The 21,643-nt window shown below is 59.8% G+C and carries 16 protein-coding genes; 3 read left to right on the top strand and 13 right to left on the bottom strand.

The window, feature by feature from the left end; translation table 11 throughout:
• Nucleotides 1–56: 56 nt before the first annotated feature.
• The 10 genes from DXC67_RS09040 to DXC67_RS09085 form a co-directional block, all read right to left on the bottom strand.
• Nucleotides 57–524 carry a YfcE family phosphodiesterase gene (locus DXC67_RS09040; protein ID WP_117638135.1) on the bottom strand — a complete coding sequence of 156 codons (468 nt, stop codon included), beginning with the start codon at nt 522–524 and terminating at the stop codon, nt 57–59.
• 96 nt (nt 525–620) lie between these two features.
• On the bottom strand, nt 621–1,337 hold the full coding sequence (locus DXC67_RS09045) for a LytTR family DNA-binding domain-containing protein (RefSeq protein WP_006235156.1): 717 nt from the start codon (nt 1,335–1,337) through the stop codon (nt 621–623).
• A gap of 72 nt (nt 1,338–1,409) precedes the next feature.
• On the bottom strand, nt 1,410–2,753 hold the full coding sequence (locus DXC67_RS09050; protein ID WP_117584171.1) for a histidine kinase: 1,344 nt from the start codon (nt 2,751–2,753) through the stop codon (nt 1,410–1,412).
• Entirely contained in the window at nt 2,750–3,937 is a 1,188-nt protein-coding gene (locus tag DXC67_RS09055; RefSeq protein ID WP_117638136.1) for a glycosyltransferase, read from the bottom strand. The genes DXC67_RS09050 and DXC67_RS09055 overlap by 4 nt, the downstream gene beginning before the upstream one ends.
• Nucleotides 3,938–4,108: 171 nt before the next feature.
• Nucleotides 4,109–5,368, bottom strand: coding sequence for an MFS transporter (locus tag DXC67_RS09060; RefSeq protein ID WP_055252086.1), 1,260 nt, complete (start codon nt 5,366–5,368; stop codon nt 4,109–4,111).
• Nucleotides 5,369–5,469: 101 nt separating this feature from the next.
• On the bottom strand, nt 5,470–6,414 hold the full coding sequence (locus tag DXC67_RS09065) for a zinc dependent phospholipase C family protein (protein ID WP_117634430.1): 945 nt from the start codon (nt 6,412–6,414) through the stop codon (nt 5,470–5,472).
• Between the two features lie 92 nt (nt 6,415–6,506).
• Complete coding sequence (locus DXC67_RS09070; protein WP_117634432.1) at nt 6,507–7,241, bottom strand: LytTR family DNA-binding domain-containing protein; 735 nt, start codon at nt 7,239–7,241, stop codon at nt 6,507–6,509.
• Nucleotides 7,242–7,280: 39 nt separating this feature from the next.
• Complete coding sequence (locus DXC67_RS09075; RefSeq protein ID WP_233502905.1) at nt 7,281–8,672, bottom strand: sensor histidine kinase; 1,392 nt, start codon at nt 8,670–8,672, stop codon at nt 7,281–7,283.
• Between the two features lie 112 nt (nt 8,673–8,784).
• Nucleotides 8,785–10,062, bottom strand: coding sequence for an amidohydrolase family protein (locus DXC67_RS09080; RefSeq protein ID WP_117638137.1), 1,278 nt, complete (start codon nt 10,060–10,062; stop codon nt 8,785–8,787).
• 131 nt (nt 10,063–10,193) lie between these two features.
• The gene (locus DXC67_RS09085) at nt 10,194–11,645 is read right to left on the bottom strand and encodes an APC family permease (RefSeq protein WP_117638138.1); all 1,452 of its coding nucleotides are present in this window, start codon (nt 11,643–11,645) and stop codon (nt 10,194–10,196) included.
• A gap of 355 nt (nt 11,646–12,000) precedes the next feature.
• Between DXC67_RS09085 and DXC67_RS10690 the strand changes: the two genes are divergently transcribed.
• Nucleotides 12,001–13,002 carry a C39 family peptidase gene (locus tag DXC67_RS10690; protein ID WP_233503219.1) on the top strand — a complete coding sequence of 334 codons (1,002 nt, stop codon included), beginning with the start codon at nt 12,001–12,003 and terminating at the stop codon, nt 13,000–13,002.
• A gap of 199 nt (nt 13,003–13,201) precedes the next feature.
• On the opposite strand, the gene arcC is transcribed toward DXC67_RS10690, so the two are convergent.
• Nucleotides 13,202–14,164 (bottom strand): carbamate kinase, encoded by a 963-nt coding sequence (gene arcC / locus DXC67_RS09095; RefSeq protein ID WP_006235166.1) that lies wholly within the window; start codon nt 14,162–14,164, stop codon nt 13,202–13,204.
• Nucleotides 14,165–14,599: 435 nt separating this feature from the next.
• Here arcC and DXC67_RS10430 point away from each other — a divergent pair, with 435 nt between their 5' ends.
• Together DXC67_RS10430 and DXC67_RS09100 are read left to right on the top strand one after the other, a co-directional pair.
• Complete coding sequence (locus DXC67_RS10430; protein ID WP_158549138.1) at nt 14,600–14,749, top strand: hypothetical protein; 150 nt, start codon at nt 14,600–14,602, stop codon at nt 14,747–14,749.
• 107 nt (nt 14,750–14,856) lie between these two features.
• Nucleotides 14,857–16,218 carry an ATP-binding protein gene (locus DXC67_RS09100; protein WP_117638139.1) on the top strand — a complete coding sequence of 454 codons (1,362 nt, stop codon included), beginning with the start codon at nt 14,857–14,859 and terminating at the stop codon, nt 16,216–16,218.
• Between the two features lie 440 nt (nt 16,219–16,658).
• Here the strand turns inward: DXC67_RS09100 and nifJ are convergent, their stop codons facing one another.
• Nucleotides 16,659–20,198 carry a pyruvate:ferredoxin (flavodoxin) oxidoreductase gene (gene nifJ / locus DXC67_RS09105; protein ID WP_117634442.1) on the bottom strand — a complete coding sequence of 1,180 codons (3,540 nt, stop codon included), beginning with the start codon at nt 20,196–20,198 and terminating at the stop codon, nt 16,659–16,661.
• A gap of 451 nt (nt 20,199–20,649) precedes the next feature.
• Entirely contained in the window at nt 20,650–21,588 is a 939-nt protein-coding gene (locus tag DXC67_RS09110) for an FHA domain-containing protein (protein WP_117638140.1), read from the bottom strand.
• Between the last annotated feature and the right edge of the window lie 55 nt (nt 21,589–21,643).

The raw sequence follows: 21,643 nt of genomic DNA on the forward strand, positions 1-21,643 counted from the left end.
GCCTTTGGCTCAAATGGAAACGGGGGACGCATCTGCATCCCCCGTTTTTGTTGCGGTTAGTCCAAGTCAATAAACTTGGTGCTTATGATCTTGCCGTCTTTGACGAGCATTCTGGCCATGGTGGGGCCTCGGCTGCCCCTTGGGTAGCTGGCGCTGCCCGGGTTGAGGACTAGGCAGCGGCCCACTTGGGCTTCTTTGGTTACGTGGGTGTGGCCGTTGATGGCTACGTCTACGGATCCCACCGGAAGGTCTTCGCGGTAGTGGGCTACGGCGAATTTGAGGCCTTCGTAGGTAAAGAGCGCAAGACGGTCTACGTCGGGGCCGTAGTCGCGGTAGTAATCGTTGTTGCCCAATACGGCCCGCACGGGGGCGATGGTGCATAGGTGCTCGTAGTCCATCTCTGACGTAAGGTCGCCGGCGTGGATGATCAGGTCTGCGCCCTCAAGCTCATCCAAGAGCGCAGGCGATAAATAGCCGTGGGTGTCCGAGATGATGTCGATGCGCTTGGCGCTTGCGCTGTTCATGGGATCCCTTCCGCAAAAAACGATTCGGCAGATACATACAAAAAAGGCCCCACGGCCCCGCAGACGATGGGTCTACAGGGCTGCGGGGCCAGTGTGCTAGAGACTCAGAGCCTTCTTGAGCGGCACGACGCGGCGGCGAGAAACCGGCACGCGTTCGTCGACGCCCGTAATGCCCAGCTGGATGGCGCCCGAGGGCACCGTCTCAACGTCCGTGACGCACGCTAGGTTGACGATATAGCGGCGGTGAACACGGAAGAAGCCAAAGTCGCAGAGCTTGGCCTCAAACTGCGCCAGCGAGGTCGTCGACAAAAAGCGATCATCGACGGTATAGATGCAGGAGTAATCGTCCTTGGCCATGATAAAGCGAATGTCGTCCACGGGAATGAGCACCTTGCGGCCGCCCTTTTCCACCGGGATACGCTCGATGGTCACCTTGCTGTCCGTAACCGGCTTGGCGCGTTGCATGACCTTCTCGATCGCGCGATCCAAGCGAGCTTCCTCGACCGGCTTCATCAGATAATCGACGGCATCCACGTCGAATGCCTCGACCGCATGGTCGCTATACGCAGTCACAAACACGATCGCCGGCGGATTTTTGAGCTTATGCAGCGCCTCGGCAAGTTGCAGGCCCGAGGCACCGGGCATCGAGATATCGAGAAACACGACATCCACGCGACTTTCCATAAGCATCTCGATGGCGGAGCGGACGCTCGACGCCTCCGTGATCGTGCCGATCTTGCCCGTTTGCTCGAGCAGGAAGCGAAGCTCCGAGCGAGCCGGCGCCTCATCATCCACAATCATCGCACGCAGCATAGGGATAAAACCTTTCGTCAACTAACTACGCCGGGCATCCGTCGCATGACGTTGAGCCCGTAGCCTTTTATTTTACTCTTGAATGTCAAAGATGCTCTCTGACAAATCAAGATGAAGGAGCACTTTGGTGCCCTTGCCCGGCGCCGATTCGACACGCGTATAGGAGTGCGGCCCATAAAAGCGATGGATGCGCTCCGAAATATTGTGCATGGCCACACCGGCGCCGCCACCCTGGGGAGAGCTGGCGTCGGGGCGGGCAGAGCGCTCGTCAAACAGTCTGGCGGCGGTACCCTCATCCATGCCCACGCCATTATCGGCCACGGCAATCAAGATTGCATCCTCGCCGTCTTGGTGAACGGTCACGTCGATCCTCAGGGCGTCGTCATCGCCCATACCATGACGTACGGCGTTCTCGACAATCGGCTGGATCACGAACGCCGGCACCAGCGTATCTTCCACGTCCTCGGACACATCGAACGTCGCAAGCACGCGGTCCTCGCCAAAGCGGGCCTTCTCAAAGGTAAGGTAGCGCTTGGTCTGTGCGACCTCGCGCGAGACCGGAATAAGCGATCCCGAGTTGTCGAGTGTGGCACGATAGAACGATGAGAACTCACGAAGCAGTTCGCGGGCCCGCAGCGGGTCGGTGCGCGTAAACGATGCAATGGTGTTCAGCGTGTTGAACAGGAAGTGCGGGTTAATCTGCGCCTGCAGCGCACGCACCTCGGCGCGCGCCGTGAGCTCCTTTTGCACCTCGAGCTCGTGGATGGCGAGCTGCGTGGACAAGATCTCGGCAAAGCCCGAGGCAAGCGCGTACTGGGTACGGTCGACGGCGCGCGGGGTCTTGTAGTAGAACTTGAGCGTGCCGACGGTACGATCGCCCACCTTGATGGGGGCGATAATGCCGGCGGGAACTTGGTTGTGCGAGCCGTCCGAGCCCACGACATCCACCATACGGTTGAACGACTGCACGATGCCATGTTCGATAACGTAGCGTGTGGCAAGCGTGTGGATGGGAGTATCGGGCAGCAGTTTTTCCTCAAACTCTCCCGCGCAGGCAAGCACGTTGCCCTCGTCGGTGATGGCCACCGTCATGGCGCGCGTCTCGGGCAAAATGCGCCGGCACACCAAACGCGCCGACTCCTGCGTCAGACCGCCCTTAATGTCCTCGAGCATGGCCGAGGCCACCGAGAGCGTCTCCTCGGTGTACTGGGAGCGCACCGAATCGGGATTGAGCGTCAAAAAGATAAAGATGCACAGAAAGATGCACAGCAGCGCGCAGGCAATCACCGTGGCGATCGGCTCGATACCGGTCACCAAGGCAAAAATAAAGTACACCAGCACGCAAATGGCGCAGGCAACGGCAATGATGCGAAAGATTGATATTGAACTATCGCGCTGGGCGCGGCGGTCGATCATTCGGCCCCCTCCAGGATACTGATCAGTTGTGCGTCACGCCAAAGCCCGTCCATGATCTTGGGCCAAAAGCTCTGGAAACGCAGGTAGCTTGCAGCGTTTTGGCGCGCATAGGCCTTTGCCTCGTCGATGCCATGGCGCCAAATGCGCAGGTAGCCCTCATGCTCGCGGGTAAACACGCTGCGGACCATAGCGGTCTTGCGCACGCGGTCGTCGAGCTCGCGCGAAATCCACGGGCCCGGGTAGGGCATGAGTGATGCCGCCGTAACGGGAATGAGCTCCTTTTGGTGCGCGGCGAATGTCAACTTGGCCCGTTCGTAGTACCAACGGTATACATCCTGCATAAAGCGCGGTGAGCGCTTTTCGGACTCCGGAGGCAGATGGCGCACGGTCCACTCGTTATCGAACCACACGTCGTAGCCAAACATGCGCATGTTAAAGAGGTAATCCAAGTCCTCGCCGCGGGTGATAAACGGGTCAAAGGCCACACGCGTAAAGGCGCGGGCGTGCAGGGCCATCAGGCCGCCGCACACGTAGTTGGAGCGCGAGATGCGGGTGCCCGAGAGCGCCTTTTTCATCCAACGGTTGAACTCGATGCGCTTGGTCCACCAACGATGGCAGATGCCCGCCTTGTCCGTGGGAGCCAGCGGCGAGCCGTCGCGATCGTAGAAATAGCCGCTCTTGACCAAGATCGGCAAGCCCTGACGCGTCTGCTGCCCCAACGCATAGGTCGCGCGCTTCATAAAGTCGGCGTCGATGACAGTCTCATCGTCATCCAAAAAGATAACCGCGTCATGCCCCAGCACAGCGGCACAGGCTAGCCCCATGTTGCGGATGGCACCGTAGCCTCGCAGGCTCACGCACTCGCCCGAACCCTTGGGCGCGATCTGAGCAACCCGGTCTGCGATGCGCGAGGCCTGGGTGTTGGTGACAACGGTGACCTTGAGCGTGGGATGCGCGTCGACAATCTCGTGCACGCGCAGCGACACATCGGCTGTGGCAGAAACAGGACAGACCACCAAAAGGATGATGCGCGGGATGTCGCACACCTGCTCAAGCGAGGCCAGGCAGCGGTCGAGTTCGGGATTGTCTGCGTTGAGTCGCGTCGAATGGTCATAGGTGCCAGGGGCGTTTGCGCAAGCGTCATCGCCCGCCCAATACGTTGGAATCACGACCGTGGCGTTCATGCCTTACCCTCCCTGCAACACAAAAACGGGACGCCGCCAAACACAGGCGACGCCCCGCGACCTAGCTGATTCCATCATACCCACTTGGGCAAATCATTGCTCGCAAGTCGCAATGTTTATTGCGGATAACCCCAAAAGAGTACCGTGGACAGGCACAATAGCCGCTCGCTCCTATGCGGCATGCTCTGCCGCCCGAGTCATGCGGGACAGGCGGACCAGTAGCATAAAGCCAACGACCAGCAGCACGCCAATGGAAAGGACGCCCAGCGACGGGTTGCCGGTCAGCGAGGTGACGACCGACACCAGGAAGGTGCCCATAACGCTTGCATAACGACCAAAGATGTCAAAGAAGCCGTAGTACTCGTTGGACTTTTCCTTGGGGATAATGCGGCCAAAGTAGCTACGGCTGAGCGCCTGCACACCGCCCTGGAACAGGCCGACCATAATGGCAAGCACCCAGAATTCAAAGGCGGTCTTTAGGAAGAACGCGGCGAACAGCACAATCCCCATGTAGGCGGCGACCGCCACCAGGATCATGTTGAGCGTGCCCACGCGTCCGGCGAGCTTGCCGTAGATGATGGCGGACGGAAAGGCCACGAACTGCGTAACGAGCAGCGCCAGCACCAGCTGCGTCGAATCGATGCCCAAGGCCGATCCGTAACTGGTGGCCATGGAAATGACCGTGTGCACACCGTCGATATAGAAGAAGAACGCGATCATGTAGACCAGCACGGTCTTATTGTGGGCAATCTCGCGCATGGTGTGTCCGACCTCGGAGAACACACCGCCCACGATGTGGCCGATGGTGTCCTCGGGACCGCGCTCGCGACCGTACTTTTGCTTATAGGTGCGAATGAGCGGCAGGGTAAAGATGAGCCACCAGGCACCAGTGATGATAAACGACAGACGCGTTGCCAGCATGGTGGGGATGCCAAGAGCGGGGCCACCCATGATGAGCGCCAGGCAGATGACGAACGGCACGGTGGAACCGATGTAGCCCCAGGCATAACCCGAGCTGGACACGGCGTCCATGCGCTCGTCGGTGGTAATGTCAGGCAGCATGGCGTCGTAGAACGTCATAGAAGAGTTAAGGCCGATGGTGCACAGCACGTACACGGTCAAAAATGCCATGGCAGACATTGGGATAGCCTGCGCCAGGCAAAGCACCAGGCCCGTGAGGAAGAAGCCCAAGAAGAACTTGATCTTGTTGCCGGCGTAGTCGGCAAGTGCGCCCAGAATGGGCATGAGCATGGCGATGACCAGCGAGGCGATCGTCTGCGCATTGCCCCAAGCGACCACCAGGTCGGCCGAGGAAGCGCCGGTATTGATGGCGTTAAAGTAAATGGGCACCACCGAGGTATTGAGCAGCACGAGGGCCGAATTGCCCACATCGTACATAACCCAGTTACGCTCGAGCTTGGTGTATTTCATGGACAGGGACCCTTCGTATTTGCCCGATATGCAGTTAGTTCATCGTACCCCAATTGTCCAGAAGCACCGGTAAGGATTCGGCAAAGGGGCACGCATGAGCCCTATTCCTCGCGGTCGAACTCCTCATCGGCATTGAGCACGCGACCGCTGTAATTGACATGGTTGGTCACGGCTTCCATATCGCCGGTCTCGATAAAGCGGGCAACCGTGCACTCGTAATCGAGCAGCGCGCGGTCAAAGACCTCGGGGAAGCTCTCGGTCGAGACTTCATCGGTAAAGGGGTTCTTCCATGCCAAGTGGCCCAGGTTGCCGGTACGCTCGGGCAGCTCGGTCGTCACGCGGTGCGCAAGGCCGTCGAGCAGCGAGTAGTCGTGCACCAAGCCCTCAACCAGCGAGATCGCGCGCGTCTTTGCGGAGCCGGCCGGCTCAATCGCGCGGTAAAGTCGCTGCATATTGGCAACGGCAGCACCGTACTCCCCCGCCGGAATGTCAATGCCGTACACGCGTCCGGCAACATAGCTCATCAGCACGCCGGCCACGCGATTGATGCGATCGGTGGTGACGATCTCGCCCGCCGGCGGGTAATCGTCGACCGTAGCGCCATCGCGTTTAAGCTGCAGCATCAGTACATCCAGGTCGCTCTCGATCACGGCATGGACCTGACTGCTCGAATCCTCAAGCTCTGAATCGGACTCCACGATGCCAAACTGCTGCTCATAGACAAAGGGGTGAGCGTTGCGGTCGAGCACGTAATGAGACAGCAGGCCCAGCGCAAAGGCACGACCCAAGCTGGCATCGCGCGGCAGCAGATGCGACACGCCGTCGCGCAGGCACGCGAACTGGCGAGACATGCGCGACCGATGCATGACCTGCGCCAGCAGCGTGCAGTCGGAAACACGCGGTGTCAGAATGTGAAAGAAAAACGGGTCGGGGCCTTGGTTGCCCAAGATAAAGGCAATGCGCTCTTCATCGGACGTGATGACGCCCTGCGGAAGACGGTCGATGCTTTCCTCGCCAAACAGATGATGGGTGATAAGCGCGGGCATAATGATCCTTTCGATTTCATTCGATGCCACCCATTATGCCCACCGCGCGCCCATGCCAAACCTGCGATGGTAAACGACAGCACGCAAGCCTCTTACGCAAGCCCCAGGTGCGACTTGACCTCGGCGGCACGACGACGGGACACCGGTACCGTCGAGTTCACGCGGTCGAGCCTGAGCTCCATCAACCCCGTGGAGCCAATCTCAACATTGTGCACGTCTTCCAAATTGACCAGGTAGCTGCGATGAACGCGAATAAAGCCCTCGGAGTCCAAGCGACGCTCGAGCGAAGAGATCGACTCATTGATCAGGTACGTTCCCTCGGCGCAGATGGCGTTGCAAAAATCGGCGCGCGCCTCAAAGTAGCAAACGTCTGCGGCGGGAATGAACACCTTTTTGCCCCCGCGGTCCACCGTCAGACGCAAAGGCTGGCGCGGAGCGTGGATAACACGACGGACGCCCAAGGCCGCCTCGATCTTGTCGAGTGCCTTTGACAGGCGTGCGTCCTCAACCGGCTTGACGACATAATCGACGGCATCGAGGTTATAGGCATCAGCCGCATACTCGGCAAATGCCGTCACAAACACCACGACCGGCGGCGTCTTTAGGTTCTGCAGCGTCTCGGCAAGCTCAATTCCCGAGCGACCGGGCATGGTAATGTCTAAAAACAACACGTCGGGCTTGTTCGACAGAATCGACTCCACGGCTTCGGGGACATTGCCCGCCTCGGCAATATGACCCACACGCGTATCCTTTTCCAATAGATAGCGTAGCTCAGCCCTAATAGGAGGCTCGTCATCAACCACCAAGATGTTCCATCCCTCGGACATATGCGCTTCCCCTCTTTTTTCTCTCAATCCAACCGCGCGCTACACCTTCATCGGCGCCGGCTCATGCGGCTCGCCGTTCAGCTCGACGATGACCTGCGTTCCCACGCCCTCCTGGGACTTCACGCGCATGCCAGAATCTTCCCCGTAAAAGAAATGGATGCGCTGAAGCACGTTGAAGAGCGCCAGGCCGCAGCCTCGTTTGATGGAGCCGTCGGCGGTAATGCTCTCGGGCTCCTCTCGGCGATGCTGCTCAAACAGGTGCGCGCAGACTTCTTCGCTCATACCGATGCCGTCATCTTCGACGATGATCTCCAGACCGTCATCGGTCTCAAAAGCCCTAACACGAATAGAAAGCGGCTCGGTCTCGCGCTGCGCATGCTTGATGCAGTTTTCGAGCAGCGGCTGCAAGATAAACGGCGGCACCATGCTGTCGCGCACCTCAAAGTCGATATCGACCGAGACGCGCAGACGGCCGTCGCCATACCGGGCCTGCATAAGGTTGATGTAACGAGTGCCCTGTTCCACCTCGTGCTCGAGCGTTGTGAGGGTATCGGAATCGGACAGTGTCTGACGGTAGTAATTGGAAAAGTCGATGAGCAGCGACCTGGCCTTGTCCGGCTCGGTACGTACGAGCGACACAATGGTGCTGATGGTGTTAAACAGAAAATGAGGATCGACCTGCGATTGCAAGGCGCGCAGCTCCACGCGGGCCGTAAGCTCGTCCTGGCGCTCGAGCTCAAAGCTCGCAAGCTGCGTGGAAATGAGGTCGGCAAAGCCCGAGGCGAGCGCCGTCTGGCGCATATCGATGCTGCTCAGACGGGGATAATACAGCTCGAGCGTGCCCACGCAATGCCCGCGCACGGTAAGCGGTGCGACAATACCGGCGCGCAGGCGCGGAAAGTAGCCACCTGTCTCGGTCGAGGCATCGCGCGAGAAAACGCTTTGCTCACCGCTGTTGATCACATTGAGCGTGGTCCGCAGCACCACCGGGGTGCCCGCGGGGCATTTTGCCGAGTCCTCGCCCCAGCTTGCCAACACCTGCTTGCCGTCGGTAAAGCAGATGGCAGAGGCGATGGTTTCGGACAGGATGATCTTAGAGGCGCCCAGGGCAGCTTCGGGCGTAAGGCCGCGCGACGTGTAGGCGAATATTTTCGACGCGATGGCGAGCGTGCGGTCGGTAGCGCTCGATGTGAGGTCGTCGGGAACGACAAAGACGTACGAGAAGAAGAAGCACAGCATGACCAAGCCGGCAATGACGACAACGGCCGGAACGGGATTGGGATTATCGGTTAGATCCCAGATGAGCAGCAGGATAAGCAGCGGAACGACAATACCGAGCAAGATGGCTTGAACCACATGCTGAGCGGTACGAAAGACCTTGGTAGAGTTGTAGCTCTTGCCCAGAATCAGCCTATTGAGATCCACCGTCATCTCCTTCTTACTGACGCACCCCATAGCAATAAAGAGGGCCGCAAGCGACCCTCTCCATTGCATTATGCAATCAAAAACTGTGTTTTACATCCAGCCATCGACAAACGGTATCTTAGGCGCTGTATTTGTTGGCCTCGCCAAAGGTGCCAGCCTCGACGATCCAGCCGTCCTTCATGATGACGTCCATGTTGTCGGTGTTGAGCACGTGGATGTCGGCGGCGACGTCACCGTTGACGACCAGCAGGTCGGCGCACTTGCCGGCCTCGATGGAACCGGTCTCGTCCTCGATGTGGCACATCTTGGCACCGTTGAGGGTGGCACAGGTGATGGTCTCGACCGGGGTGAAGCCGATCTTGTCGACGAACTCGTACATCTCCTCGATAGAGCAGGTGCCGTACGGGGTGACGAAGGAGAAGGAGTCGGAGCCGATCGTCATGACGACGCCGCGCTTCTTGGCCTCGCGCAGGCAGTCGTAGTTGCGCTGCAGCTCCTTCTCGACCAGGGTGCCCTCGTACTTGTCGTGCAGCTCGGGGACGTAGACGGGCGGATAGGTGGCGTACCAGGTGGGCAGGAAGGCGATCGTCGGCGTGAAGAAGGTGCCCTGCTCGGCCATGAGGTCCATGGTGCGCTCATCGATATCGAAGCCGTGGATCAGCTGCTCGCAGCCAAAGCGGACGGAATCATAGGCAGCGGCGTGGTTGTTGTAGCAGTGGCTCCACACGGGGATGCCGACCAACTTGGCCTCTTCGATCACAGCCTGGATTTCCTCGGAGCAGTAGTGCTGGTCGCGGCCGGAGTCCCAGCGCCAGATGCCGCCACCGGTAGCCCAGATCTTGATGGCATCGGGGTTCTCGCGCAGGCGACGACGGACGGCCTTACGCAGATCCCAAGGACCGTCGACCTGGTCGCCCCAGGGGTGGGAGTCCTTGTTGAGCTGCTGGCTGCAGTGGTGGGAGTCACCGTGGCCGGCAACGCGGCAGAAGCCGAGGCCAGTGGCCAGAACGCGCGGGCCTTTGAAGACGCCCTTGTCGATGCAGTCGCGGATCTGGATACCAAAGCGGCCGATCTCGCAGACGGTGGTGAGACCGTGGGTGAGGCAGTCGTAGGCCTGCTTGACGGCGACGGCCTGCTTCTCGAGGAGCGGCTGCATGACCCAGTCGGTGTCATCGTCGGTCAGGTTGCCCGAGAAGTGCAGGTGGGTGTCGATCAGGCCGGGAAGGACGGTCTTGCCGGCGGCGTCGATAACCTCAACGCCCTCGGGAAGGTCCTGCATGACACCGGCATACTCGATCTTGCCGTTGTCGTCGACGAGAACGAGGGAGTTCTCGACCGGCTCGGCACCGGTACCGTCGATGAGCTTGCCGCCAACGATTGCATACTTAGTGGACATGGTTCCTCCTTATGGATCCATATAGTGGGCGAGGCCATGTTGGGTTAAGGCCTCACAAAACTACCCAAGTGGTGCCGGGTTCGGTGCGCGGAAGAGAGGGCTCCGCGCACCCGATCCGCCCCGGCTCGGCGTTACTTTTTGCGGGAATTGGTGAAGGCCATGAGGGCCAGGCCAACAGCCAGCCAGCCGATCACGATGCTCCACTCCACCATGTTGAGGGAGGCGGGAGAGAACGGGATCACGAGCAGGCCAATGATGGTGCCGCAGGCAACGATAGCGAGGCTGATGCCAAACTTGCCGCCGGGCACCTCGTAGGGACGAGGCAGGTCGGGCTCGGTGAAGCGCATGCGCAGGCAAGCGAGGGCGACCATGCCGCAGGAGAAGATGAAGGCGAGAGCCGACACGTTGGTCAGAGGGATGAGCATGTTCTTGCCCAGGAACGGACCGACGACGGTGATGATGCCCAGAACGACGCAGGCGAGCTTGGGAGCACCGGACTTGGGATCGACCTCGGCGAACTTCTCGGGCAGCTGGCCCTTGCGGCCCATAGCGAGCATGATGCGGCTCGTGGCGCCGTAGAAGGAGTTCATCGGACCCATGGGTCCAAGCGTGGCGATGACGAGCATGGCCAGGTACAGGAGCATGTTGATACCCTTGAGGCAGGCAAGCGCGGGAACCGGGCTCTTAACAAACTCATGCCAGTCGAGGATGGTGCCGAACGAGTAGATGCAGACCATGTAGAAGCCGCCGGCGGCCAGCAGGGCCAGGGAGATGATCTTGCCGAACTTGTTCCAGTTGAGGCCCTCGGCTGCTTCCTCAGCCTGCTGAGGAATGGTATCGAAGCCGGCGTAGAAGAACGGGGTCAAAACCAGGACCGACACGATGCCGGCGAACAGGCTGGTGCCCTCGGTAGCGGGCTTGCCGCCGCCAGCACCGGTGACCTGGGAGAACACGGGCATGGCGTGTTCCGGCGAACCGGTGAACAGCGAGACACCCATGGCGAGCAGCATGCCGCAGAGCAGAGCCTTGGTCAGGAAGGCCTGGAGCTTGGCGGCCGAGCTGGCACCGCGGAAGTTGAGGAAGATGACGTAGACTGCAAAGCCGAGCGCGATTAGCGTCGGGAACAAGTAAACGTCGGCGCCCAAGATGGTGTAGAGCTTGACGGCGCGCAGCCACTCAAGACCGGGCAGGCTGCCGAACATCTCGGACACGAGGGTCGAAATGGCGATGGCCTCCCACGGGCACAGGATGCCGTTGCCCAGGGCCAGGAGCCAGCCGGTGATGTAGCTCATCGTACGGCCAAAGCTACGATCGACATACTCGACGATGCCGCCCGAGATGGGGATAGCAGCCGTGAGCTCACCGAAAACAGCTCCGACGGGCACGAGGAAGATTGCACCCAAGAGGAATGCGATCATAGCGGGAACGGGGCCGCCGCCCACGACCATCCAGTCGCCGACCTGCAGAACCCAGCCGGTACCGATGATGGCACCGAAACCGATGGTAAAGAAGTTCCAGAGCGAAAGCGTTTTCTTCATGCCGCCGTTATCCTCGACTGCAACTTCTGCATTCTTGTCCGCCATTGTTCCCCTCCTTTCCTTTTTGACGCCCCTTGGCGTCACCCCTTGCGCGGTCCGTTTTGCCGCGCGCTTTTATTCCATGGCTTTAAGATACGGCCTTGGCACAGCAGCGCCGCTTGCGGCTCGACCGAAGGCAGAACCGCAAAACGAGCGGCGCCGTTTTTGGGACGAACGGCGGGAGACGTCATTCGTCTTGGACGCTTTCATCTTGTCTGCTTTTGAATACCTGTTGCCGTGACGCTTGGCGCGCGGCGCGGCAACGTTCATACCATTTGTCAGGCTTTTGGCGCACATACCCATGTGTCGTGCATCTTTTTATGTAGGATAGACAAGTTACACATGAGGCAAGGTGATTCGAATGGCATACGGATACAATGACGGCGACCAACGGCCACAAAGCGTGCGCCTTGCCGGCCGTACCACACCAACGCCCAGAAGCACCTCCGACAACGACAACCAGCAGCGCCCCCAAGAGCAGCCCGGGGCTTCTTCTCGGCAACAAAGCCGTACCGTGCAGCAGTCAGACCGCGTGAGCACGAGCACACGCCAACGCCAGATCGACACATCGCAGCCACGCCGCTACGATTGCCGTACGACCGACTACTACGTTAAGCGCTCCTTTTCGCGACCTCAACGCAATCGCGGCAATTCCGCCCCTCGCCCCGCGTCGCACACCACAAGCCACGCACTTCCAGCCCGCCGCCTACGCCTTGCGCTTTGCTCCATTGCCGCCTGCCTCGTCTTTGTGTTTTTGGGATCCTGTATCTCGCACGGATCAGCCGGTCTTGAGCCCACTGCCGAGGACAAGCTGCTTAAAGCTCCCGTCGCGCCCGGTTACTCCTTTGCGTTCTCGACCCCACGCTCGCAATGGCAGGCCGGCACCATGCCCCACATCTACCAAATTGACCCCGCATGGTCGGAGCTGCCCTATGCCGGTGGCACTATTCGCGAAAACGCTTGCGGTCCCACCTGCCTCACCATGGTCTATATCTTTAAGACCGGCCATACCGATAAGACGCCGGTCGATATATGCGCACTGGCCGAAGCCGGCAACTACGCCCCCACCGGTGCCACCGAGTGGTCGTTTATGACAGGCGGTGCGTGGCAGCTGGGGCTCAACGGAACACAGCTCTATAACGATCGCGAATCGATTACCCAAGCACTTCGCTCGGGTGCGCCCGTTATCGCCGCAGTGCGCCCCGGTACGTTTACCAACGTAGGCCACTACATCGTGCTCTACGGCATCGACGATGCCAGCCAGATTGGCGTCTACGACCCCAACTCGGCCAGCCGCAGCGCCCGTCGCTGGGGCGTCGTAGAGGTCCTCAACGAAGTCGAAGCCATGTGGGCCTACTACTAGTCATTGAGCACTCATTGGGGACAGACTTAAATGAGTGGTCATTGGGGACGCTCTTGTTTGACTAGTCATTTAAGAACGTCCCTAATGACTAGCTGAATAGCAAAAGCCCCGCAGTCGGAGCGGACTGCGGGGCTCATGAAGAGAGGCTAGTTTGTAGGCGCTTTGCCTGGCGCCCACGAGAGAGGCAACAGAGTAGAGACTACTCGTGGATGCGGGTACCGGAGAGGCCGGCCATGGTCTCGGCAGCCTTGTCCAGAGCGCCGATGATGCAGGTGCGGCCCTTGCGGGAACGGGCGAACTTGATGGCAGCGCGGACCTTGGGCTCCATGGAACCCTTGCCAAACTGACCCTCGTCGGCCAGGCGCTCGGCCTCGTCGGCGGTGAGGTCCTCGAGCTCCTCCTGGTTGGGCTTGCCAAAGTTAATGGCGACATGCTCAACGGCGGTCAGCAGGAACAGAACGTCGGCGTCGCAGTCCTCGGCCAGCAGCTCGCCGCCCAGGTCCTTGTCGATGACGGCGGGAACGCCCTTGTAGCAGCCCTTGTTCTCGTAGTCGCGGACGACGGGGATGCCGCCGCCACCGCAGGCGATGACGATGAACTCGTTGTCGAGCAGGTTGAGGATGGAGTCAGCCTCGACGATCTTCTTGGGATCGGGGGAAGCGACGACGCGACGCCAGCCGCGGCCGGAATCCTCGACGAAGACCTTGGAGGGATCCTCGGCCATGAACTCCTTGGCCTGCTCCTCGGTGTAGAAGGGGCCGATCGGCTTGGTCGGGTTCTTGAACGCGGGATCATCCGGATCGCACTCGATCTGGGTGACGACGGTGGCGGCGTGCCAACGCTTATAGCGCTTGTGCATCTCGCGGCCGATGCCCTGCTGCAGGTGATAACCAATGTAGCCCTGGGACATGGCGCCGCACTCGGGCAGCGGCATCTCGGGGGTACCGATGGCATCGTGGGCAGCGGCGAAGGCGTTCTGGATCATGCCGACCTGCGGGCCGTTGCCGTGGGTGATGATGATCTCGTTACCCTGTTCGATAAGACCAAGGAGAGCGTGGGCGGTGTTGCTCACGGCCTCGATCTGCTCGACGGGGTTGTTGCCGAGGGCGTTGCCGCCAAGGGCGACGACAATACGATCGGGCTTGCCAAGAGGCTTAGACATTGCTGGAATCCTTTCTGTAAAAGGCCTACAACCCATTAATAACCCGCGTCCGTGCGTTACGCGAGTTTATTAAGGTTTATATTCTCTTTATCGCTCATTTTATTCATTTTGAAAATAGCGGAACGGTGAACGGTCGTTTTTATCCGCTCAGCGTAAAGAACCCCAGCTCACGCATATCTACGCCATTTACGTGCAACTTTATTTAAATGCAGCGAGGATTATGTCGGATTATGCAAACTACATCTCTGCTAAACACAAAACGGACAGCGCAATATCTTACTCGCACTATACGAGATTCTATGCACTTATAAGTTGAGTATGCACCCCTGCAAAAACATGGGGCTTTTCATCCAACATAAGGGATAGCCGATCGCGCTTCACCCCGCGGCAAGCGACTGCGAGTTCGCAGTATGGAACTTTACCGTCGGCTTCTGCATGAACGCTACCGACGCCCTTTCGCTCCTGCGCGCCCAAGCAGCCGAGAACGCTAACGGCGCCACTGTCAACCTGGCCACCCTCAACAACGGCGCCGCCAGCCTTTTCGCAAAGTACCGTGCTGGCTCGCTGGCTTTGAGGCCTAAGTGAGCTTTGCTATTTGCCAATTTTTGTATGATTTGGGTCAAATCTATTTGTCAATTTTTGTATGATTAGGGGCAAATCTATTTGCCAATTTTTGTCAATGAGGTGTTTTAATGCTACGCCGCAAAGTCACTGATAGGCTTTTGAGCTGGAAGAATAACTCCCATAAGGCCCTGCTTGTTACCGGTGCGCGTCAGATTGGCAAGAGCTATGCGATTCGCGCGTTTGGAAAGAGCAACTACGCTTCGTATTATGAGGTCAATCTGCTACTTGATGCCGAGGCAAGAGACGTACTTGTTGGCGCTAAGAACTCCATTGACTTCATCAACCGTGTGGCCCTTCTTGCGGATGCACCGCTTGTTGAGGGAGATACGCTTATCTTTGTCGATGAGATTCAGGAGTATCCGCAGATCGTTACACTTATGAAGGCGCTGGTCGAGGACGGACGCTTTAGCTATGTCTTCTCGGGGTCTATGCTTGGGACTGAGTTTAAGGGGATCTCTTCTTTCCCGGTGGGGTATGTCGAGCACATTGTTATGCGGCCAATGGATTTTGAAGAGTTTTGTTGGGCAAACAGCATCAGCGAGAATGTGCTTGCAGACATCCGCAGCTGCCTTGTCGAGAGGCGTCCCGTCGAAAATTTTATTCATGAGGCGATGCTCAAAAACTTTAGAGCTTATATCGTTTGCGGCGGCATGCCGGAGGTCGTTCAGAACTATATCGATTCGGGCTATTCGCTCGTGAGAACGCGTGAGCTTCAAATTCAGCTAGTCGATCAGTACAAAAGCGATATCTCTAAATATGCATCGACTCGAGCGTTTAACGTTCGCTCCATTTTCGAGCAAATTCCCGTTCAGCTTGAGGCGGAGTCCCATCGCTTTATCGTCTCGTCTCTAGGCGAGGGAGCTCGTCTTCAAAAATACGAGCAGGATTTCCTATGGCTGGTGAACGCAGGCGTTGGATTGATGGTCCCCCAGGTGACGGAGGCACGAAGTCCTCTCAAGAGGACGGAGAAAACGACGGCCTTTAAACTATACGAGTCCGATACAGGTATGCTCGCATCGCGGTATCCCGGCAGCACGGCACGCGCCGTCTACCTTGACATGAAAACCCCCAACCTCGGCGGCCTCTATGAGAACGTGGTCGCACAGGAACTCGTTGCCCTCGGAGCAGATACGTGGTACCACCAAACGCGTGAGGTCGGTGAAGTCGACTTTGTAATCGAAGGTGCCCGCGGGCATGTTGTCCCAATCGAAGTCAAATCGGGCAAGAAAGTTCGAGCACATGCAGCCCTCGACCGTTTGATGAGTGTGGGCGAGTACAAAATTCCCGAGGCCGTTGTGCTGAGCCACGAAAACCTTTGTAAAGAGGGCAAGATCCTTTACGTTCCAATCTATATGACATTCTGTCTCGATGAGTTTATGGAAAAGGACGACCCCAACAACGATTTCTCGTTTGCACCCATATCTCTCTAGGTCATCTGAGTCCGCAAGCCAGCCCCCACGCCCAAAGTACTGCGCCTTTCGCGCCAAAGGCGCGAAACAGCAAGGGGATAGAAGGCAGCGACAACCAACTCCCCCACTATGCCCAAAGTGCTGCGATGTTTCGCGCAAAGCGCGAAACAGCACTGGGGCAGCAGAAGGCCACAATCAGCTAGCCCTCCATGCCCAAAGTGGCGCGTGGTTTCGCGGCCACGCCGCGAAACAGCGACCGGGACAAGGCACCCCCACAGCCACGTCCTTCATTCAGCCCCACAATCCGAGGACGTAGTCGTAGCAGGATCTGAGGGCTAACCTTCGCGGACACTCCGCAGGACGAAAGAACCCCCGCCGCACGTAGTGAACTGCGCAGCGGGGGTTCTTTCATGTCCGAGGACGTCCGCGAAGGTTAGCCCTCAGATCCTGCGGTGGGAGACCTAGGCCTCGTTGTACACCGTCTTGAGCTTCAACAGGTGAGCGTAGCGGTCCATAGCGGCCTGCTCGTTCTCCTTGAAGAGCTCCTCGGCGCGCTCGGGGAAGGAACGCGTCAGCGAAGCGTAACGGGCCTCGTTCATCAGGAACTCCTGATAACCGCCCGCGGGCTCCTTGGAATCGAGTGAGAACTTCTTGCCGGCAGCAGCCTCGGGGTTGAAGCGGAAGAGGTTCCAGTAACCGCACTCGACAGCCTTCTTCATCTCGGCCTGGCAGTTCTGCATGCCGCCCTTCTTGATGGAGTGCATCTCGCAGGGGCTGTAGCCGATGATGAGGGACGGGCCGTCGTAGGCCTCGGCCTCGTGGATGGCCTTGAGGGTCTGAGCCGGGTTGGCGCCCATGGCAACCTGTGCCACGTAGACGTAGCCGTAGCTCATGGCAATCTCGGCCAGGGACTTCTTCTTGGTCACCTTACCAGCAGCGGCGAACTGAGCGACCTGGCCCAGGTTCGAGGCCTTGGAGGCCTGACCGCCGGTGTTGGAGTACACCTCGGTGTCGAAGACGAAGACGTTGACGTTGTGGCCGGAAGCCAGGACGTGGTCCAGGCCACCGAAGCCGATGTCGTAGGCCCAGCCGTCGCCGCCGAAGATCCAGAAGGACTTCTTGGTGAGGTAAGCCTTGTCGGCGAGGATTGCCTTGGAAGCCTCGCAGCCGCACTTCTCGAGCTCGGCAACGTAGGCAGCGGCAGCGGTCTTGGAGGCCTCGGCGTCGTTGACGGAGTCAATCCAAGCCTGGCCAGCAGCCTTGAGCTCGTCGGACGGACCATCGGCAGCGATGATGTCCTGGGTAGCGGCGATCAGCTTGTGTTGGACGGCCTCGTAACCGACGGCCATGCCTAGACCGTGCTCGGCATTGTCCTCGAACAGGGAGTTGTTCCACGCCGGGCCGTGACCGTCCTTGTCCTTGCAGTAAGGAGCGGTGGCAGCGGGGTTACCCCAAATGGAGGAGCAGCCGGTGGCGTTGGAAATGAACATGCGGTCGCCGGCGACCTGGGTCACCAGACGTGCATAGGCGGTCTCGGCGCAACCGGCGCAGGAACCAGAGAACTCCAGGTAGGGCTGCTTAAACTGGCTGCCCTTGACGTTGGCCGCGATGAGCTCCTTCTTCTCGGAGACGTTCTCGACCATGTAGTCCCAAACGGGCTGCTGGTCCATCTCCTGCTCGGTGGGAACCATCTCGAGGGCGCCCTTGGGGCAGACCTTGACGCAGTTGGTGCAGCCCATGCAGTCGAGCGGGGACACGGCCATGGTGAACTTCATGCCCTTGGCCTTGGGGCCCATAGCGTCGAGCGTGCGGGTAGCCTCGGGCGCGGCTGCAGCCTCGTCCTCGGTCATCGCGAACGGACGGATGGTGGCATGCGGGCACACATAGGCGCACTGGTTGCACTGGATGCACTTGGTCTCGTCCCAGTGGGGAACGACCACGGCGACGCCGCGCTTCTCGTATGCGGAGGCGCCCAGCTCAAACTGGCCGTCGGCGCAACCGACGAAGGCGGAAACGGGCAGGCTGTCGCCATCCATGCGATCGATGGGCTCGAGCAGGTTCTTGACCTGCTGGGCGATGGCGGACTTGGTCTCCTCGGAGAGCTCGACGGGAGCGGCGTCCTCGGCGGTAGCCCAGTCGGCCGGAACCTCGAACTTACGGAAAGCAGTAGCGCCGGCATCGATGGCCTTGTGGTTGGCGTCGACGATAGCCTGGCCCTTCTTCATGTAGGACTTGGTAGCCGCGTCCTTCATGTACTGCAGGGCGTTCTCGGCGGGCAGGACCTTGGCCAGCGCGAAGAAGGCGGACTGGAGCACCGTGTTGGTGCGCTTGCCCATGCCGACCTTGGCCGCCAGGTCGATAGCGTCGATCAGGTAGACGTTGACGTTGTTGTTCGCGATGTAGCGCTTGGCCACGGCGGGCATGTGCTCGGCGAACTCCTCGTCGCTCCACTGGCAGTTGACCAGGAAGGTGCCGCCCGGCTTGACGTCGCGGACCATCTTGAAGCCCTTAACGATGTAGCTGGGGTTGTGGCAAGCGACAAAGTCGGCCTTGGTCACGTAGTACGGCGAGCGGATCGGGGAATCACCAAAGCGCAGGTGCGAGACAGTGACGCCGCCGGTCTTCTTGGAGTCGTACTGGAAGTAGGCCTGGACGTACTTGTCGGTGTGGTCGCCGATGATCTTGATCGAGTTCTTGTTGGCGCCGACGGTACCGTCGCCACCCAGACCCCAGAACTTGCACTCGATGGTGCCGGGGGCTGCGGTGTTGGGCGCATCCTCGGCCTCGGGCAGGCTCAGGTTGGTCACGTCATCGACAATGCCGATGGTGAACTCGCGCTTGGGCTCGTCCTTCTTGAGCTCCTCGAAGACAGCGAACGCGGACGCGGGAGGCGTGTCCTTGCTGCCCAGGCCATAACGGCCGCCGACGACCTTGATGCCCGTCTTGCCGGCCTCGTAGAGAGCGGAGACGACGTCCTGGTAGAGCGGCTCGCCGATGGAACCCGGCTCCTTGGTACGGTCCATGACGGCGATCTTCTGGACGGTCTCGGGGAGAACGTCCACAAAGTGCTTGATGGAGAACGGGCGGAACAGGCGAACCTTGACCAGGCCGACCTTCTCGCCGTGAGCGTTGAGGTAGTCGATGACTTCCTCGAGCACGTCGCAGAAGGAGCCCATGCACACGACGACGCGATCAGCATCGGGAGCGCCGTAGTAGTTGAACAGGCCGTAATCGGTGCCGAGCTTCTCGTTGATCTTCTTCATGTAGCCCTCGACGACGGCGGGAAGCTCGTCGTAGACCTTGTTGCAGGCCTCACGGTTCTGGAAGAAGATATCGCCGTTCTCGTGGCTGCCGCGGGTGTGCGGGTGCTCAGGGTTGAGCGCGTGGTCGCGGAAAGCCTGGACGGCGTCCATGTCGCACATCTCGGCCAGATCCTTGTAGTCCCACATGGCGACCTTCTGGATCTCGTGGCTGGTGCGGAAGCCGTCGAAGAAGTTAAGGAACGGGGTCTTACCCTCGATGGCGGCAAGGTGAGCCACCGGCGAGAGGTCCATGACCTCCTGGACGTTGCCCTCGGCGAGCATGGCGAAACCGGTCTGACGACAGGCCATGACGTCGGAGTGATCGCCAAAGATGTTCAGGGCGTGGGAAGCGACGCAACGCGCGGAGACGTGGAAGACGCCCGGGAGCTGCTCGCCCGCGATCTTGTACATGTTCGGGATCATCAGGAGCAGACCCTGAGAAGCCGTGTAGGTGGTGGTCAGAGCACCGGCGCCCAGCGAACCGTGAACGGTACCGGCTGCACCTGCCTCGGACTCCATCTCGACGACCTTGACCGGGGTGCCGAAGATATTCTTGCGACCCTGGGCCGCCCACTGGTCGACATGGTCGGCCATCGGGCTGGACGGCGTAATGGGATAGATTCCCGCTACCTCGGTGTACGCATACGAAACATATGCGGCCGCCTCGTTGCCGTCCATAGACTTAAACTTACGCGCCATATACCCCTCTCCTCTCATATAGGTATACAGGCCCCGGCGATCGCCGGGATGTTGGCGTGATGGGATTTTCGCTGTTGCTTCCAATCATCTGGCAGGCAGGCTCAGCAGCAGGTACATGGCGTGGAGAGAAGGCATGCCGAGGCGAGGAGGGCTGCACGCGCTCCACAAGCCCAGCTACCCGTCTTGCACATGACCGAGCGCCGCAAAGGCCGCATGCCGGATGCTCCCGGGCACGCCCCGGCGATGGGAAGCGCCCGCAACGGAAATCCGCATGCGGGTTTATTGTACCCCGCCGTCAGGCCATATTTCGGCAAATATAGGTGGGCGGTAAAGGTTTACCTCGGGTGACCGTCAAGGGCCAAAATGGTCCCCCCATCCCCGGGCGACTGGCTCTGGCGCGCCAAGGAGTGTCCCCAAGTGCCGACAGAAAAGGAGCGTCCCTATCTGTCGGCTAGAGGGCGCCGAGGAGGATGGCGTAGGTGGTGGATTCGCCGAGTTTGAGCTCGTCGCCGGGATTGAGCTGGGCGGAGCGGCCGGGCTCTACTTGAATACACACACTCGTGGCCCCGTTTACCACCACGGTGCCGTTCGTGGACGACAGGTCCTCGACAAACCATGTGCCAGAATCGTCGCACCAGATATGGGCATGACGAGCCGAGACGTCGTCGCCGACGTCGGTAATGTCGCCCTCCCCCGTAGCCAGCGCGCCGATCTCGACGCCCTCCTCACTCGGTTGAATCCAGCGCGGGGCGCTCACCACATAGCCGTTTTGCACGCGCAGCAGTCCCAGCGGATGCGCCGGCGAAGCCTCGTGCTCGCCTGTGACTGAAGATGTGCTCAGCGAGCGCGGCGTCGACGTGGCGCCGCCGCAGGTCGCATGTGCGTAATCGATGGCGTAGGTCACCGACGAGCGAACATCCGCCGAACAGCCTACGGCGACGAACAGTACCAGGATAGCCTCCGCGCGCTCGGCGGGCATGAGCTCAGCCGCCTGCGACAGGCGCTCGAGCGCATTGCGATAGAGATTCGTGTCCTGATGGCATTCCTCGAGTGCCCGCACCATGGGCTCGCCAGCGGGGCCGCACACCATATTGGTCACGGCCGCGGCGTCCATGGGATTGCGGCGGCGCAGGGCCAGCTGCGACATAATGCGCGCGGCCGAGGTGCCGTAATCGGCAAAATAACGTTCCTGCAGCGTGCCGACCGGCGCGCGCACGATAAAGCGCGAAACCCAGGAGCGATCGGCGGCACGGCTCTGCGGACTACGGCCGTCGGCGAGCGGGCGGCTCGAGAGCACCAGGCCGCACAGTTCGATATGGCTCAGGTGCGCTGCGCGCTTAAAGATGTCAAACATTGCCCCGCACGGGGTGAGCTCGGCTTGAGAAGCCATGGCTTAGCCCTCCTTGGTCGCAGAGATAGTGTCGGATACTTCGGCCGGCCCGCCA

It is taken from the genome of Collinsella sp. TF07-1 (assembly GCF_003437235.1).
GTDB lineage: Bacteria > Actinomycetota > Coriobacteriia > Coriobacteriales > Coriobacteriaceae > Collinsella.

Excerpts from the sequence above, each read along its gene's own strand:
- DXC67_RS09085 (WP_117638138.1), bottom strand. The coding sequence starts at position 11,645 with ATGGCGGACAAGAATGCAGAAGTTGCAGTCGAGGATAACGGCGGCATG.
- DXC67_RS09065 (WP_117634430.1), bottom strand. The coding sequence starts at position 6,414 with ATGCCCGCGCTTATCACCCATCATCTGTTTGGCGAGGAAAGCATCGAC.
- DXC67_RS09050 (WP_117584171.1), bottom strand. The coding sequence starts at position 2,753 with ATGATCGACCGCCGCGCCCAGCGCGATAGTTCAATATCAATCTTTCGC.
- DXC67_RS10690 (WP_233503219.1), top strand. The coding sequence starts at position 12,001 with ATGGCATACGGATACAATGACGGCGACCAACGGCCACAAAGCGTGCGC.
- DXC67_RS09055 (WP_117638136.1), bottom strand. The coding sequence starts at position 3,937 with ATGAACGCCACGGTCGTGATTCCAACGTATTGGGCGGGCGATGACGCT.
- DXC67_RS09040 (WP_117638135.1), bottom strand. The coding sequence starts at position 524 with ATGAACAGCGCAAGCGCCAAGCGCATCGACATCATCTCGGACACCCAC.
- DXC67_RS09080 (WP_117638137.1), bottom strand. The coding sequence starts at position 10,062 with ATGTCCACTAAGTATGCAATCGTTGGCGGCAAGCTCATCGACGGTACC.
- DXC67_RS09110 (WP_117638140.1), bottom strand. The coding sequence starts at position 21,588 with ATGGCTTCTCAAGCCGAGCTCACCCCGTGCGGGGCAATGTTTGACATC.
- DXC67_RS09070 (WP_117634432.1), bottom strand. The coding sequence starts at position 7,241 with ATGTCCGAGGGATGGAACATCTTGGTGGTTGATGACGAGCCTCCTATT.
- DXC67_RS09060 (WP_055252086.1), bottom strand. The coding sequence starts at position 5,368 with ATGAAATACACCAAGCTCGAGCGTAACTGGGTTATGTACGATGTGGGC.
- arcC (WP_006235166.1), bottom strand. The coding sequence starts at position 14,164 with ATGTCTAAGCCTCTTGGCAAGCCCGATCGTATTGTCGTCGCCCTTGGC.
- DXC67_RS09075 (WP_233502905.1), bottom strand. The coding sequence starts at position 8,672 with ATGACGGTGGATCTCAATAGGCTGATTCTGGGCAAGAGCTACAACTCT.
- nifJ (WP_117634442.1), bottom strand. The coding sequence starts at position 20,198 with ATGGCGCGTAAGTTTAAGTCTATGGACGGCAACGAGGCGGCCGCATAT.
- DXC67_RS09045 (WP_006235156.1), bottom strand. The coding sequence starts at position 1,337 with ATGCTGCGTGCGATGATTGTGGATGATGAGGCGCCGGCTCGCTCGGAG.
- DXC67_RS10430 (WP_158549138.1), top strand. The coding sequence starts at position 14,600 with ATGAACGCTACCGACGCCCTTTCGCTCCTGCGCGCCCAAGCAGCCGAG.
- DXC67_RS09100 (WP_117638139.1), top strand. The coding sequence starts at position 14,857 with ATGCTACGCCGCAAAGTCACTGATAGGCTTTTGAGCTGGAAGAATAAC.